Annotated in this window: 11 protein-coding genes and 1 pseudogene; 6 read left to right on the forward strand and 6 right to left on the reverse strand. The window is 64.0% G+C overall.

The window, feature by feature from the left end:
• Window positions 1–14: 14 nt before the first annotated feature.
• The 4 genes from JWQ90_RS00465 (at window position 15) to JWQ90_RS00480 (ending at window position 5167) form a co-directional block, all read left to right on the forward strand.
• Window positions 15–2090, forward strand: a complete 2076-nt coding sequence (locus tag JWQ90_RS00465) for an EAL domain-containing protein (protein WP_299687687.1) — start codon at window positions 15–17, stop codon at window positions 2088–2090.
• A 72-nt stretch (window positions 2091–2162) separates the two neighbouring features.
• Window positions 2163–3752 (forward strand): FAD-dependent oxidoreductase, encoded by a 1590-nt coding sequence (locus tag JWQ90_RS00470; RefSeq protein WP_299687690.1) that lies wholly within the window; start codon window positions 2163–2165, stop codon window positions 3750–3752.
• A gap of 70 nt (window positions 3753–3822) precedes the next feature.
• A complete protein-coding gene (locus JWQ90_RS00475; protein WP_299687694.1) occupies window positions 3823–4293 on the forward strand; it encodes a RidA family protein in 471 nt (156 codons plus the stop codon).
• A gap of 70 nt (window positions 4294–4363) precedes the next feature.
• Window positions 4364–5167 carry a hypothetical protein gene (locus JWQ90_RS00480; RefSeq protein WP_299687697.1) on the forward strand — a complete coding sequence of 268 codons (804 nt, stop codon included), beginning with the start codon at window positions 4364–4366 and terminating at the stop codon, window positions 5165–5167.
• 31 nt (window positions 5168–5198) lie between these two features.
• On the opposite strand, the gene htpX is transcribed toward JWQ90_RS00480, so the two are convergent.
• The 6 genes from htpX to parE all read right to left on the reverse strand — a co-directional run bounded on the left by htpX (window position 5199) and on the right by parE (window position 13297).
• The gene (gene htpX, locus JWQ90_RS00485; protein ID WP_299687699.1) at window positions 5199–6065 is read right to left on the reverse strand and encodes a protease HtpX; all 867 of its coding nucleotides are present in this window, start codon (window positions 6063–6065) and stop codon (window positions 5199–5201) included.
• Window positions 6066–6245: 180 nt separating this feature from the next.
• On the reverse strand, window positions 6246–8477 hold the full coding sequence (parC, locus tag JWQ90_RS00490; RefSeq protein WP_299687701.1) for a DNA topoisomerase IV subunit A: 2232 nt from the start codon (window positions 8475–8477) through the stop codon (window positions 6246–6248).
• Between the two features lie 160 nt (window positions 8478–8637).
• A complete protein-coding gene (locus JWQ90_RS00495; protein ID WP_299687704.1) occupies window positions 8638–9495 on the reverse strand; it encodes a hypothetical protein in 858 nt (285 codons plus the stop codon).
• 147 nt (window positions 9496–9642) lie between these two features.
• A complete protein-coding gene (locus JWQ90_RS00500) occupies window positions 9643–10455 on the reverse strand; it encodes a methyltransferase domain-containing protein (protein ID WP_299687707.1) in 813 nt (270 codons plus the stop codon).
• Between the two features lie 63 nt (window positions 10456–10518).
• A complete protein-coding gene (locus JWQ90_RS00505; RefSeq protein ID WP_299687710.1) occupies window positions 10519–10926 on the reverse strand; it encodes a hypothetical protein in 408 nt (135 codons plus the stop codon).
• A gap of 397 nt (window positions 10927–11323) precedes the next feature.
• On the reverse strand, window positions 11324–13297 hold the full coding sequence (parE, locus tag JWQ90_RS00510; RefSeq protein WP_299687713.1) for a DNA topoisomerase IV subunit B: 1974 nt from the start codon (window positions 13295–13297) through the stop codon (window positions 11324–11326).
• A gap of 243 nt (window positions 13298–13540) precedes the next feature.
• Here parE and JWQ90_RS00515 point away from each other — a divergent pair.
• Both JWQ90_RS00515 and JWQ90_RS00520 read left to right on the forward strand, forming a co-directional pair.
• Window positions 13541–13738 (forward strand): annotated as a pseudogene (locus JWQ90_RS00515) (exodeoxyribonuclease VII small subunit); the annotation flags it as partial.
• Window positions 13728–14645 carry a farnesyl diphosphate synthase gene (locus tag JWQ90_RS00520; protein WP_299687719.1) on the forward strand — a complete coding sequence of 306 codons (918 nt, stop codon included), beginning with the start codon at window positions 13728–13730 and terminating at the stop codon, window positions 14643–14645. The pseudogene JWQ90_RS00515 and the gene JWQ90_RS00520, both read left to right, overlap by 11 nt.
• The last annotated feature ends 12 nt before the right edge of the window (window positions 14646–14657 follow it).

The raw sequence follows: 14657 nt of genomic DNA on the forward strand, positions 1-14657 counted from the left end.
AAGCGGACTCGCCCTTGCTAGCCGACACCCTCGATGCCGTTACCTCCGGCAGCATGCTGCTGATGGTCGGCGGCAACGAGGACCGCGCGCGACTGATCGAGAGCGCCTTGCGCAAGGCCGCTTTCGGCGTGCGCACCGCCTGGGTTGCCGATCTGGAGGAGCTGGAAGATGTGCTGCGCCGCGGCGGCGCCGATCTGCTGTTGTGCGCCGAAGACGCGAACACCCCCTTGGCGCGGGTACTCGAGCTGCGCACGAACCTGGCGCCGGAGCTGCCGGTGCTGGCGCTCGGCGACGCGCCCGATCTGGCCGCGACCGGCGCGGCAATGCATCTGGGCGCGGCGGATCGCGTCTGCACCGGCAGCGACGCCGATCTGCAGCATCTGGCGCAGGTCTATCGCCGCGAATATACCAACCTGAAGCGCGAGCGCGAGCTGATGCAGGCGCAGGCGCGCATGGCCGCGTTCGAGAGCCGCCATCGCGAACGCCTGGACGACATCACTGACGCCGTGATCCACGTGCACGACGGCGTGCTGACGCGTGCGAACCGCGCGTTCGCGACGCTGCTGCAACGGCCGCTGGACACCCTGGTCGGCAGCAGCCTGATCGACCTGATCGCGGCCGATCAGCAGCCACGCGTCAAGGACCAGCTGCGCCAGCTGGCGCGCGGCAAATACGCCGGAACCCCGCTCGAGACCGTGCTGCTGCGCGCAGGCGGCCGGGGTCTGCCGGTGAGCGTGCAGCTCACCCAGGGCACGATCGCCGGCCAGTCCTTCGTCGAATGGCTGATCCACCTGGAGACGGCGCCGGCACCGGTCGCGGCGGCGCCCGCGCCTGCCGACGCGCCGGCCACGCCCGATCGCCTGTCCCTGTTCCGCGCGCTGGCCAAGGCTCCCGACGATGCGCGGCCGCGCGCGGTGATGCTGTTCCTGGTCGACGGATTCGCTTCGCTGGAATCGCGCGTCGGCCTCGAAGACGCCGAACGGCTGATGAGCCAGATCGCCGGCGCGATCGTGACGCGCCTCGGCGCGCCGCAGCCGCTGTTCCGTTTCTCTACCGACGAGTGGGTCGCACTGGTTTCGCGCGCGACCGCGCCGGAATTCGAGAAACTCGCCGAGCGCCTGTGCCGCGAACTCGCACAGCAGGTGTTCACCGCCAGCGCGCACGAGACGCGCATCAGCGTGACCGTCGCCGCCTACCCGATCGGTGCGAACGAGCCCGCCGTCCAGGCGATCGATCCGCTGATCCGCGAGGGCCGGCGCGCGTCGGCGCAAGGCGGCGGCCAGTCGCTGGTGCTCGGCCCGACCGCGCAGGCGCATGGTGAAGCGCGCGAGAACGCGCGCCGCGCGGCGCAGCTCAAGCGCGCGCTCGAACAGGACCGCATGCGCCTGGCCTATCAATCCATTGCCAGCCTGGAGGGTGAGACGCGCCCGCACTACGACGTGCTGGTGCGGATGGTCGACGAAACCGGCCAGGAGCGGCACGCCGGCGAATTCATCCCGGCGGCGATGCAGTTCGGGCTGATGCGCGCCGTGGATCGCTGGGTCGTCATGCAGTCGCTGAAGGTATTGGCCAAGCGCGACCAGAGCCACGAGCCCGCGGTGCTGCTGGTCAAGCTGTCGGAAGACAGCCTGCGCGATGCCGATGGCTTCATCGCCTGGCTGCGCGGCGTGCTCGCATCGCGGCCGCTGCGGCATCGCGAGCTGTGCTTCGCAGTGCGCGAAATGGCGGTGCAGAACCATCTGCGCAAGACCCAGCTGCTGGCCGGCGCGCTGGACGAACTCGGCTCGGGCCTGGCGATCGAGCACTTCGGCGTCGGCACGCATTCGGCGCAATTGCTGGAGCAGCTGCCGGCGTGGTTCGTCAAGTTTCATCCGTCCTATGCCCGCGACTTCGCGGAGCCCGATATCCAGAAAAAAATGGCCGACCTGCTGGCAATCGCGCGCCGCCGCGGCGTCAAGACCATCGTCAGCCATGTCGAGGATGCCAATGTGATGGCACGGATGTGGCAACTGGGAGTCCACTACATTCAGGGCTACCACGTGCAGGAGCCCGAGGTCGTCTTGCTGGCCGCAGATCCCATCCGCAGCTGAGCAGCGACGCAGCACCAACCGATCGGCTGCCGCATTGCGGCCTAGCAGCCTGTTGACAACTAGGGAGAGCAGATGCAGGGGATGCAGGGGATGCCAGCGGGCTGGACGCGGCGCGACTTCTTGATGCGCTTCGGCACGGCCGCCGGCAGCGGTGCGATGTACCGCGCGATGGGCGCGATGGGCCTGATGGCGATCCCGCAGGCTTATGCCGGCGCACCAAAACTGGCCACCGATTCGGGTCGCGGCCTATCGGTCGTGATCATCGGCGCCGGTATTGGCGGCCTCACCGCCGCGTATGAACTCGGCAAGGCCGGTTACAAATGCACGCTGCTGGAAGCCAGCGGCCGCGCCGGTGGACGCAACCGCACCGTGCGCCGCGGCGACACTATCCGCGAGATCGACAGCGAGCAGGTCTGCGACTTCGACGACGAGCCGCATCTGTATTTCAACGCCGGCCCGGCGCGGCTGCCGTACCACCACGTTGCGATCCTGGATTACTGCCGCCAGTTCGAGGTCGCGCTCGAGCCTTTCGTCAACGACAACCGCGGCAGCTACTTTCATTCGACCAGGGCTTTCGGCGGCAAGCCGATCCGCGGCGAAACCATCCAGACCGATACGCGCGGCCACCTGGCCGAGCTGCTGGCCAAGGCCAGCAACAAGCACGCGCTCGACGATGTGATGACGGCCGACGACGCCGAGATGCTGCGTGCGATGCTCAAGCAATGGGGCGATCTCGACAAGGATCTGCTCTACAAGGGTTCCTCGCGCGGCGGCCATATCGGCGACGAGATTTTGCAGGCCGGCCAGCCGCGGCCGCCGATCGATCTGCACGAGCTGCTGCGCTCGGATTTCTGGCAGTTCCAGATGGAGTTCGCGGAAGGCTGGGAACAGCATCCGACGATGATGCAGCCGGTCGGCGGCATGGACGGCATCGTCAAAGGATTCGTCAAGGCGATCGGCGACGGCGTGATCCTGCGCAATGCGCCGGTGACGAAGCTCGTCAATGGTGACAAGAACGTGCGGGTCACCTACCTGCAGGACGGCAAGCCGCACGAAATCGACGCCGATTTCTGCGTCAACGGCGCGCCGGCCTGGCTGATCAAGAAGCTCGACCACAACTTCAGCCGCGACTATCGCGAGGCACTCGACAAGGTACACGCGGCCAAGCTGTTCAAGATCGCGTTCCAGGGCAAGCGCCGTTTCTGGGAAGAGGACGATCACATCTACGGCGGCATCAGCTGGACCGATCAGGACATCCTGCAGATGTGGTATCCGCCGCACGGCTTCCACAAGAAAAAGGGCATCACGCTCGCCAGCTACACCTGGGACCCGGGCAAGGGTGAAGCCTGGGGCAGGCTGACGCCGGCGCAGCGCCTGACGAGCGCGATCCAGCAGGCCGAAAAGATTCATCCCGGCTACGGCGGCATGGTAGAGAAAGGCATGTCGATCGCCTGGGCCAAGATTCCGTATCAGATGGGCTGCGCGCCGGAGTGGGAAGACGCCGACCGCGCGGTGCATTTCAAAAGGCTGCAGCAGCCGGACCGCCGCCATTATCTGGTCGGCGACCAGATGAGCTACGTCACCGGCTGGCAGGAAGGCGCCGTGCGCTCGGCGCATGCCGTCATCGAGCACATCCAGCAACGCGTCGCTACGACCACCTGAAGGAGATTCCGCTTTGAAAAAACACCTGTCTGTCCTGCTTGCTGCTACCTGCGTCGGTAGCCTTGTGACGATGGCCGGCTGCAGCAAGCCCGCCGACAAAGCTGAGCCCAAGGCCGAGGTTCATCGCTACGCGCTGATCAATTCGACGTTCCCGATTTCGCGAGCGGTCGAGGTACCCGGCGGCAAGACCCTGCTCTTTCACAGCGGCATGACACCGGACCCGGCCAAGCCCGACGCCGAAAAAGGCAGCGCCGAATACTGGGGCGACACCAAGACCCAGGCGCTGTCGGTGCTGACCAAAACCAAGGCCTCGGTTGAAAGCATGGGCCTGACGATGGGCGACGCCGTGAAGATGACGGTGTTCCTGGTCGGTCCGACGCCGGGCGCAGCGATGGATTTCGCCGGCATGATGGAAGCCTATACGCAGTTCTTCGGCACCGCCGATCAGCCCAATCTGCCGGCACGCTCCGCGGTGCAGGTCGCCGGCCTGGCCGCACCCGGCATGCTGGTCGAGATCGAGATCGTGTTCGCGCGTCCCTGATCGCCGGCAGCTAAATCGGACGCCCGGCCTGCTCGGCCGGGCGTCATCTCAGGCAGTCGAGGAGTACCCGATGGAAGTCCATCCGCCCGAGCATCCGCTGCACACCTGGAAAGACTTCTGGATCCATCTGGGCACGATCACGGTCGGCCTGCTGATCGCGTTGGCGCTCGAGGACGCCGCTCAGTTCGTCCATCACCGTCATCAGCGCAACGAGCTTGAAATCCGACTGCATGACGAAGCGCTCCGGAACAAGCGGATCGTGGAACACGACTTCAAGGCGCTCGACGCCGGCATGAGCTGGCTGCTGGCGATCAATCACGACGTGCAGGCGATGCGCGCCAGCGGCGGCAAACTCAAGCTGCCTTATCGGCCCGGGCCGGACATCGACCCCGCCCAGCAATCGAACTCCGACGGCTACCAGTATCTGAATCCTTCCAACGCGGCGTGGGCGTCCGCGCGCGATGCCGGTATTCTTGCACTGCTCCCCGATGAGCAAGCGCTGGTCTATTCAAGGCTGAATCGCGTGCGCGATCTGGTGATCGACGTGTGGAACGCATCCAATGTCAAATGGGACGATCGCCGGGCTTTCGAGGCACGATTCGCAATCTCCTACCTTCCGCTGCGGCCCGATCTTTCACGCATGAGCGACGCTCAGCTCGATGAATATTCGAGCCTGCTGATGCGCGATTACATCGGTACAGAGTCCAACAAGGAAGTGCTCAAGCTCTATTACGGCACCAACGAAGCGGTGCTGGCCGGCGCCATCACCGACGACGAACTCGGCAAGGCCATGTACGGCGCGCTGAGACAAATTAAAGACAACGTCGTACAGCCGCCCCCTGTCACTCCCGAGGCCGCGGCTTCGAAACCTTGAGCTTCACAAAAGCCGCGTTGTTGCTTGCGGCTTACGACGCCGACTGCAGCGCCGCGATGCGCGCCTCGATCGGCGGATGCGTCGAGAACCATTCGCGGGCGCCGCCAGCGATACCGAAAGCCATCTGCTGCGGCGGCAGCGACGACGCCGCATGCAGGCCGCCGAGCTTCTGCAGCGCCGCGATCATCTTGCGCTTGCCGGCCAGATGCGCCGAACCCGCGTCGGCGCGGAACTCACGCTGGCGCGAAAACCAGGCGACGATCATCGACGCCAGGATGCCGAACACGATCTGCAGCGCCATCACGCTGATGAAATAGCCGATGCCGGTGCCGCGCTCGGTCCTGAACACGGCCTTGTCGATCACGTAGCCGATCACGCGCGACAGGAACATCACGAAGGTGTTGAGCACGCCCTGGATCAGCGTCAGCGTGACCATGTCGCCATTGGCGATGTGGCTGACCTCGTGCGCGAGCACGGCCTCGATTTCGTCCTGGCTCATGCTGCGCATCAGGCCGGTGCTGACCGCTACCAGCGAGCTGTTCTTCGTCGCACCGGTGGCGAACGCATTCGGTTCCGGCGCGTCGTAGACGGCGACTTCGGGCATGCCGATACCGGCCGCGCGCGCCTGGCGCTCGACCGTGCTGAGCAGCCACATCTCGGCCGAGTTGCGCGGTTCGGTGATGACCACGGCGCCGGTCGAGCGCTTCGCCATCCACTTCGACATGAACAGCGAAATGAAGGAGCCGCCGAAGCCGAAGATGGCGCTAAACGCCAGCAGCGCCGGCAGGTTCAGGCAGTTGGCGGTCAGGAAACGATCGACGCCGAGCAGCGAGGCGACGACCGACAGCACCAGCATCACGGCAATGTTGGTGATCAGGAACAGGAAAACACGTTTCATGGCGTTTGGGAAGACTGTGAGGGGCGGGAAAGCAACGGAATGTATCTGCGGCCTATGACCATGAAATCAAGATTTCGGTTCAGGCTCGTAGGTTGTAGGTTGGGGTGAGCGCAGCGAACCCCAACAGGGCGCCGCGCCAATGTTGGGGTTCGCTGCGCTCACCCCAACCTACCCACCCGCTCAGACGGCAGCCGCGATCCTGTCCACCGTCTGGTATCCGCGCGGCAGATGATTGCCACGCGAAGCTCGCGCCGCGGTATACGCGGTCACGTCGCTCGGCTTCAAGGTCAGCGTGCGCTTGCCGCAGCTCAGCACCAGCGGCGTGTTCGCCGGCACCACGCAACTCGCGACGATGCGGTCCTCGCCCTTCAGCGTGACCAGCTTGTTGCCCTTTCCCTTGGCCAGTTCCGGCAGTTCGGTGATCGGGAACACCAGCAGGCGGCCTTCGGCGGTGACCAGCGCGTAGCGATCGCTCGCCGCAGCGCGCGTCAGCGCCGGCGGCAGCGGCTGGCCTTCCAGCGTGATCACCGCCTTGCCGGCCTTGTTGCGCGCCTGCATGTCGCCGAGCTTGGTCTGGAAGCCGTAGCCCTCGGTCGAGCCGAGCACGTAGCAGTCGGCCTCGTCGCCCATCAGCAGTGCGACGATGCGCGCGCCGTCCTGCAGATCGAGCTTGGTGGTCACCGGCTCGCCCTGCGAGCGCGCCGACGGCAGATCACGCGGATTCAGCGTGTAGCAGCGGCCTTTACTGTCGAGCAGGATCAGCAGCTGGTTGGTCTTGCCGATCGCGTGCGCCATGTATTCGTCGCCGCTCTTATACGACAGCGCGGTCGCATCCAGATCATGACCCTTGCCGGCTCGGATCCAGCCGGCTTTCGACAGCACGACGGTGATCGGCTCGGCCGGCAGAATTTCGGAAGCCTCCAGCGCCACCGCGGCGGCGCGCGCGACGATCGGGCAACGGCGTGCGTCGCCGTATTTCTTGGCATCTTCGTCGAGTTCCTTGCCGACCAGCTTCTTCAGCTTGGCTTCGGAACCGAGCAGATCGACGAGCTTGTCGCGTTCGGCAGCCAGTTCGGCCTGCTCGCCGCGAATCTGCATCTCCTCGATCTTCTGCAGATGCCGCAGACGCAGATCGAGAATCGCATTGGCCTGAATCTCGGAGAGACCAAAGCGCGCCATCAGTTCGGCGTGCGGATCATCCTCGTAGCGGATGATGCGGATCACTTCGTCGATGTTCAGAAACGCGATCAGCAAGCCGTCGAGGATATGCAGGCGCTCGTTGACTTTGCCGAGGCGGAATTCGAGGCGGCGGCGCACGGTCGCATTGCGGTACACCAGCCACTCGACCAGGATCTCGCGCAGATTCTTCACGCGCGGACGGCCGTCGAGGCCGATCATGTTCAAGTTCACGCGCGCCGATTTTTCCAGATCGGTGGTCGCGAACAGATGCGCCATCAGCGCATCGACGTCGATGCGGTTGCTGCGCGGGATGATGACGATGCGCGTCGGATGCTCGTGATCGGATTCGTCGCGCAGGTCTTCGACCAGAGGCAGCTTCTTCGCCCGCATCTGCTCGGCGATCTGCTCCTGGATTTTGGCCGGCGACACCTGCTGCGGCAGATGCGTGACGACGATCTGCAGGCCGTTGGGGCCGTCGTCCTCACGCTCCCAGCGCGAGCGCATGCGCACCATGCCGTTGCCGGTCTCGTAGATTTTGCGCAGTTCGGCAGCGTCGCTGATGATCTCGCAGCCGGTCGCGAAATCCGGTGCCGGCACCGCCGCGATCAGCTCGGCCATCGGCGTGTTCGGATTCTTCAGCAGCAACTGGCAGGCCGCGACCAGCTCACGCAGGTTGTGCGGCGGGATGTCCGTTGCCATTCCAACCGCGATGCCGGTGGTGCCGTTGACCAGGATGTTCGGCAGCCGCGCCGGCAGCAGCTTGGGCTCGTTGAGCGTGCCGTCGAAATTCGGCACCCAGTCGCTGGTGCCCATCTCGAGTTCGGTCAGCAGCGTCGACGCATACGGCGTCATCTTGGCCTCGGTGTAGCGCATCGCCGCGAAGCTCTTGGGATCGTCGGCCGAACCCCAGTTGCCCTGGCCGTCGACCAGCGGATAGCGGTAAGCGAAAGGCTGCGCCATCGTCACCATGGCCTCGTAGCAGGCGCTGTCACCGTGCGGATGGAACTTGCCGATCACGTCGCCGACGGTGCGCGCGGATTTCTTTGGCTTGCTGGTCGATGACAGCCCCAGCTCGGACATCGCATAGATGATGCGGCGCTGCACCGGCTTGAGGCCGTCTGCGATATTCGGCAGAGCGCGATCGAGTACCACGTACATCGAATAATCGAGGTAAGCCTTCTCGGCGAAGACACGCAGCGGCAGGCGTTCGGTTTCGGAAATTTCGGTCGTCATGTACGGCAGTGAGATTGGAAGGATTCAGGCCCGGATGCATGCCTGGGTCGGCAGTTTAGCGGAGCCGGCCGCGCTTCACTGCTTATTCCTCCCAGCCTCAGTGCGCATGCTGCTGCGGCGGATCCTGGGCGGGCGGACGGGGGCGCGCCGCCGCCTGTGGCTACGGATGCTCCTCCTGCTGCGGATGTGACTGCTGGTGCTGCTCCTGCTGCGGGTGTGACTGCTGGTGCTGCTCCTGTTGCGGATGTGACTGCTGATGCTGCTCCTGCTGCGGACGCGGCTGCTGTGGACGATTCTGCGGTGCGCCGCGATCGTGCTCAGGTGCATGGAAAACGGCAGCCTTGGGCGTGGCCGCAAGTTCCGGATGGCCATGGTTGTTGGCATTGTGCTGAGCCGGATTGCCATGCGCCATCTGCTCGTGCCTGAGTTGCTCGCCGGTCGCGTTCACATGCTGCTCGCGCTCGGCCACCCGCTCCTGCTCGCTCGGCTGCGCTCTGATACCGCCATTGCCGCCGTTGTAGCTGACGCGATTGATCACGGTGTTGTTGATGATCGTGGTGTTGTAGGTGTTATGCACCCGGGTTACGTCCACGTTGTTGACGGCGCGGTTGTAAGCGAAGCGATCACCTTCCCAGCGTCCGCCGTGGTAGCCGCTGCCAACGTAGCCGTAGCCATAATTCACGCCGCCGTAGAAACCGACGTGCGGCCCCCAGTAACCGGGGTGGAACACGTAGACGTTTTCTCTCCAGACCCAGTAAGGAGGTGTCCACAGATAACCGGGGCGCGGCGCCATCACCCAGGTGCCGGGCACCCAGTAATAGCCGCCATAGGGATCGTTGTCGCTATAAGCCCAGTAGCCAGGCATCCACAGATAACCGTCACCGGGGCAGTCCGGCTGCTCGTAGACCGGCAGCGCGGGCGGCGCAATATTGACGGATACGAACATATCGGCGGATACACTGCGTGACAGTAGCAACAGCGCTGCGACGCCGAGCAAACGCATCATCGACTTCTTCATCTCAGGCTCCTCGTCGAAAGCCGGCGCATCGCTCGGCGCCGCTACAAAGCCACGACTTCTCAGGTGACCTTAGACTGAAACCACACGCTTGAATGCGCTCTTAACGGTGCAAGACCCCAATCGCGACTTGCATCGACTCCACTGCTTTCAGCGTTCGATCATGATGACGTGGGCTTGTATCTTGCCGTCCACAGCCCCCGATCCAAACCGCTGAACGAGTGCCGCCGTTGCGATGTCGGTAGCTTCTTCGAGCCGCCCAGCATCACGCGCTTCAATTTCGTTGCGGAGGGGCGTCCCTTGGCAGTACGCAACGGCCGGCACTCGCGGCGACTCTGCTCTGCTGCGTGCTGCCACTGTCGCGATACGGGCCTGCCTCGTAAACCCAGCCATTGCCAGGTCTTGTTCGATGGTCGCGCGGTCGTGATAGCCGTGCGGCGTACGGGCCATGAAACGTGGGGGATCATCAGGAAAGACCGATGCCAGCGCGCTCGTCACAGTGTCCGCGAATTCATTCTCTTCGATGCGGTCCCACACGTTAAAAATGAAGACACCGCCGGACCTAAGCACGCGAAGTGCCTCCGAGAAGGCTTTGGGCTTATCGGGGAAGAACATGGCGCCGAATTGGCACACCACAGCATCGAACGTTCCCTCGGAGAAGGGCAGCTGCATTGCGTCTGCCTGGCGCCACTCGACGTTACGCTTTACTCCAACCAGCGAGGCTTGGTCCAGCATGGCCTGATTCAAGTCCGTCGCCACGATAGAAGCAGCTTCGTCTAGCACGGACGCCAAAGCACGTGTCACGACACCCGTACCGGCTGCGACCTCGAGCACGCGAGCAAGGCTACGCGAACGGAGCCTGCTGACAAGGTCCGTGGCATAGGGCTCAAAGATCAGAGGGACCAGATACTTCTCGTAGATCTTTGGCACCGAGCCAGAAAAGACTTTATCAGCGTCGGACATGGTGACTTCCTGATATGGACTCAATGCGCTCTAACGAATGCCTTGGTTCAGCTCTCGGCACTCTCATTCGGTGCCCAGAGCCTTTTTGAACTCGCCTTCAAGCTTCCTCCTTACCACGCCCATTCGAGGTATGTGAAAGCCCAGAACGCCATTCAACTTCTCGATGCCCTCCCAGGCCTTGTTAAGTGCCTGCATTGTCCTCTTCTCCGGACATCGACTAACAATTGCCGTTCCTCCGGGCCCAGCCCCCCATATCAACAAGTCCTCAACCTCGCATAGGAGCCCGTGAATCTGCAAGACGGCGTCTGTCCTCTGCTTGTCCAGGCGCGTGTAGCGTGTGGTAAATCCGTGTAGGTCCCGCGCCAATTTGTGATCGAGCAGCTTCTTGCTCAGATAGATCACAGCAGCGGCTCCCGCGCCGCCACCTACGAGCCCCGCTACAACAACTTGCAGAAAGTCAGCGATTGCCATTTTTTGAGCTAGTAGCAATTAACCGGAAGCCGGAATCGACCTGAGCCGGACGCCCGTCCTTGAAACTCGGGTTGATGCGTCGCAATCCCTCGAATGCGATGAAGTGACTTGAAGTCGCCCGAGTTTTCCCGATTGAAACGCCACATTGAAGAGCTCCCTGGCCCCAGCGCTCTCGACTATTGAAGCGATGCCGTTCTCTCGGGGACGATCATCACTGCGGCCCGCAGTAATTTGCAAGCGATGCAGCAAGCCGCCGCTGGGCGAGCTGAAGCCGCACTTTGGCGGTGCTTACGGCAAGCTTTTCGGTGGAGAAGCAGTGCGGGAACTCTGCTCATCGCACCACAGAGGGATGTTCTGTCCGATCGCCGATTCGCTGTCAATGCTGCGGCAAGTTCAATCAAACGTCGGCGCGATCGCCCTTCTCTTCCAGCCAGGCCTTGCGATCGCCGGCGCGCTTCTTCGCCAGCAGCATGTCCATCAGCATGTCGGTCGTGATCACCGGCGCGGGCGGTTCTGCACTCAGCAGATCGTCGCCTTCGAGCGCGGCCGGCTGCGCCAGTTCATCGAGCGTCAACTGTACCAGGCGCCGCGTGTCGCGCGACATCGTGGTTTCACGCAGCTGCATCGGGTTCATTTCGCCCAGGCCTTTGAAGCGTGTGACCGAAATCTTCGACTTGTTGCCCTCGGCCTGCAGCCGGTCGAGGATACCAAGGCGCTCGGCGTCGTCCAGCGCATAAAACACCTGCTTGCCGGCGTCGACGCGGAACAGCGGCGGCATCGCGATATACACGTGGCCGGCCTGCACCAGCGGGCGGAAATGGCGCAGGAACAGCGCGCACAGCAGCGTCGCGATATGCAGGCCGTCGGAGTCGGCATCGGCCAGCACGCAGATCTTGCCGTAGCGCAGACCGGCCAGATCCGGACTGCCGGCATCGACACCGATCGCGACCGAGATGTTGTGGATTTCATCCGAAGCCAGGGCTTCGTTCGCATCGACTTCCCAGCTGTTCAGGATTTTTCCACGTAAAGGCAGGATCGCCTGCGTATCGCGATCACGCGCCTGCTTGGCGGAGCCGCCGGCGGAATCGCCTTCGACCAGAAACAGCTCGGTCTGATTCAGATCGGTCAGCACGCAGTCGGCGAGCTTGCCGGGCAGCGCCGGGCCGCTGGTGATCTTCTTGCGCACGACCTGTTTGGCGAGCTTCATGCGCGCATTGGCGTTCGCGATCACCAGCTGAGCGACCAGTTCGCCCTCGTTCGGATGCTGGTTCAGCCACAGGCTGAAGCTGTCATGCACGACGCCCTGCACGAAGGCCGCTGTCTCGCGCGACGACAGGCGCTCCTTGGTCTGGCCCGCGAACTGCGGATCGAGCATCTTGATGCTGAGCACGTAGCTGCAGCCCTGCCAGACGTCTTCGGGCGCCAGCTTCATGCCGCGCGGCAGCAGGTTGCGGAACTCGCAGAACTCGCGAATCGCTTCGGTGAGGCCGGTGCGCAGGCCGTTGACGTGAGTGCCACCCTGCATGGTCGGAATCAAATTGACGTAGGACTCAGCGACTGCCTCACCGCCGCCGTTGAGCCACAGCAACGCCCACTCGGCCTCTTCGCGCTTGGCGGAGAACTTGCCGACGAAGGGCTCCAGCGGAATCGTCTCGGCACCATCGAGCGCGTCCTTCAGATAATCGACCAGGCCGTTCTCGTACTGCCAGACGGTCTGCTCGTTGGCGACCTGGTCGTCCAGGCTGACGCGCAGGTTCGGGCACAGCACGGCTTTGGCGCGCAGCACCTGTTTCAGGCGCAGCACCGAGATCTTCGACGAGTCGAAATACTTCTCGTCCGGCCAGAAGCGCACGCTCGTACCGTTACGCGATTTCGGCACCGCTCCGATCGGGCGCAGGTCGATGGTCTTGTAACCGTCGGCGAAATCGATCGCGTATTCGGTGCCGCCGCGGGCCACGCGCACTTCCAGTTTTTTGGACAGCGCATTGACCACCGACACACCGACGCCGTGCAGGCCGCCGGAGAATCCATAGGCCTTGTTGGAGAACTTGGCGCCCGAATGCAGCTTGGTCAGGATCAGTTCGACGCCGCTGACGCCGTGCTCCGGATGAATGTCGACCGGCATGCCGCGGCCATCGTCGCTGACCTGCAGCGAGCCATCGGCGAACACCACCACGTCGATGCGCCGGGCGTGGCCGGCGAGGGCCTCGTCGACCGAGTTGTCGATGACCTCCTGCGCCAGATGATTCGGGCGCGTGGTGTCGGTGTACATGCCCGGCCGCTTGCGAACTGGGTCGAGTCCGCTCAGGACCTCGATCTGGGCGGCGTTGTAGCTGGAGTCGGGTGCGTTCTTGGAAGTCGGGGCGGCCATTGACGGGTCAGCTGGATCAGACGGTTTGCGGGACAGCAGCAGCCGCGGTCACAAGGCAGGCAGCGCTGGAGGCGGCGCGAAGGTAGCGGATGAACTCAGGCGCCGCAAGCACGATAGACTGCGTGTCCGTTTCAAGCTAGCCCGCCGCTCGCAATGCCAAAAAACACTGCAAAATCAGAACTCTTTTCTGGCGACGATGCCACCGCCGAGGCGCCGCAGGCGGCGCCGGGCGGTGACGAAGTCGCGCGCTTCGAAGATGCGCTGACGGAACTGGAAGGCATCGTCGAACGCATGGAACGCGGCGACCTGAAACTCGAGGAATCGCTGCAGCTATTCGAGCGCGGCGTCCGCCTGACCCGCCAGTGCCGCAATTCGCTGGAGACCGCCGAACTCAAGGTCAAGAACCTGCTGGCCGCGGACAACGCGGCCGATGAAAGCTGAGGCTTTCATCGAGCCCGCCGTGACCACCGACTTCTCGCATCGTCTCGCGTTCTACCGCGAGCGGCTACAGAACACGCTTGATCGCTGCCTGCCCGCCGCCGACATCTATCCGGCGCGGCTGCACGAGGCGATGCGCTATTCCACAGACGGCGGCAAACGCCTGCGCGCGCTGCTGGTCTATGCCGCTGGCGAAGTGCTGAACGTACACGTCGACCAGCTGGACGCGCCGGCCTGCGCGATCGAGCTGATCCACGCCTATTCGCTGGTCCACGACGACCTGCCGGCGATGGACGATGACGAGCTGCGCCGCGGCCGGCCGACCTGTCACCGTCAGTTCGACGAGGCCACCGCGATCCTGGTCGGCGACGGCCTGCAGGCGCTGGCTTTCGGCGTGCTCGCGCGCGCTGAATTGTTGCCGGCCCAGGCGCGCATCAGGATGGTGGGCTTGCTCGCCGACGCAGCCGGATCGCGCGGCATGGTCGGCGGTCAGGCGGTCGACCTGGCATCCGAGAACCAGGCTCTGAGCCTGCTCGAGCTGGAAACCCTACACATCCACAAGACCGGTGCGTTGATCCGTGCCTGCCTGACTCTGGCCTGCGAAACGCAGCCCGATCTGATGGCGACGCACCGCTACGCGCTGGACCGCTACGGCAAGCTGCTCGGTCTGGCCTACCAGATCCAGGACGACGTGCTCGACATCGAGGGCGCCGCCCACGATCTGGGCAAAACCGTCGGCAAGGATGTTGCAGCGCACAAATCGACGTATCCTTCGGTCATGGGCCTGTCCGCTGCCAAACAACGTGCTGAAGAATTGTTCGATGAAGCCCGCAGCGTGCTGTCGATCCTCGGCGCAGAGGCCATGCCGCTGGTCTGGCTGGCCGACCATATCCAGGGCCGTCGGCATTGACGGACGCGCCAG

Origin of the sequence: Hydrocarboniphaga sp. (assembly GCF_028291725.1) — a bacterium.
Classification (GTDB): domain Bacteria; phylum Pseudomonadota; class Gammaproteobacteria; order Nevskiales; family Nevskiaceae; genus Hydrocarboniphaga.

Bases quoted from the DNA above. Each gene is read 5' to 3' on its own strand.
- JWQ90_RS00470 (WP_299687690.1), top strand. From the start codon at position 2,163: ATGCAGGGGATGCAGGGGATGCCAGCGGGCTGGACGCGGCGCGACTTC.
- JWQ90_RS00475 (WP_299687694.1), top strand. From the start codon at position 3,823: ATGGCCGGCTGCAGCAAGCCCGCCGACAAAGCTGAGCCCAAGGCCGAG.
- JWQ90_RS00480 (WP_299687697.1), top strand. From the start codon at position 4,364: ATGGAAGTCCATCCGCCCGAGCATCCGCTGCACACCTGGAAAGACTTC.
- htpX (WP_299687699.1), bottom strand. From the start codon at position 6,065: ATGAAACGTGTTTTCCTGTTCCTGATCACCAACATTGCCGTGATGCTG.
- parC (WP_299687701.1), bottom strand. From the start codon at position 8,477: ATGACGACCGAAATTTCCGAAACCGAACGCCTGCCGCTGCGTGTCTTC.
- JWQ90_RS00495 (WP_299687704.1), bottom strand. From the start codon at position 9,495: ATGAAGAAGTCGATGATGCGTTTGCTCGGCGTCGCAGCGCTGTTGCTA.
- JWQ90_RS00500 (WP_299687707.1), bottom strand. From the start codon at position 10,455: ATGTCCGACGCTGATAAAGTCTTTTCTGGCTCGGTGCCAAAGATCTAC.
- JWQ90_RS00505 (WP_299687710.1), bottom strand. From the start codon at position 10,926: ATGGCAATCGCTGACTTTCTGCAAGTTGTTGTAGCGGGGCTCGTAGGT.
- parE (WP_299687713.1), bottom strand. From the start codon at position 13,297: ATGGCCGCCCCGACTTCCAAGAACGCACCCGACTCCAGCTACAACGCC.
- JWQ90_RS00520 (WP_299687719.1), top strand. From the start codon at position 13,728: ATGAAAGCTGAGGCTTTCATCGAGCCCGCCGTGACCACCGACTTCTCG.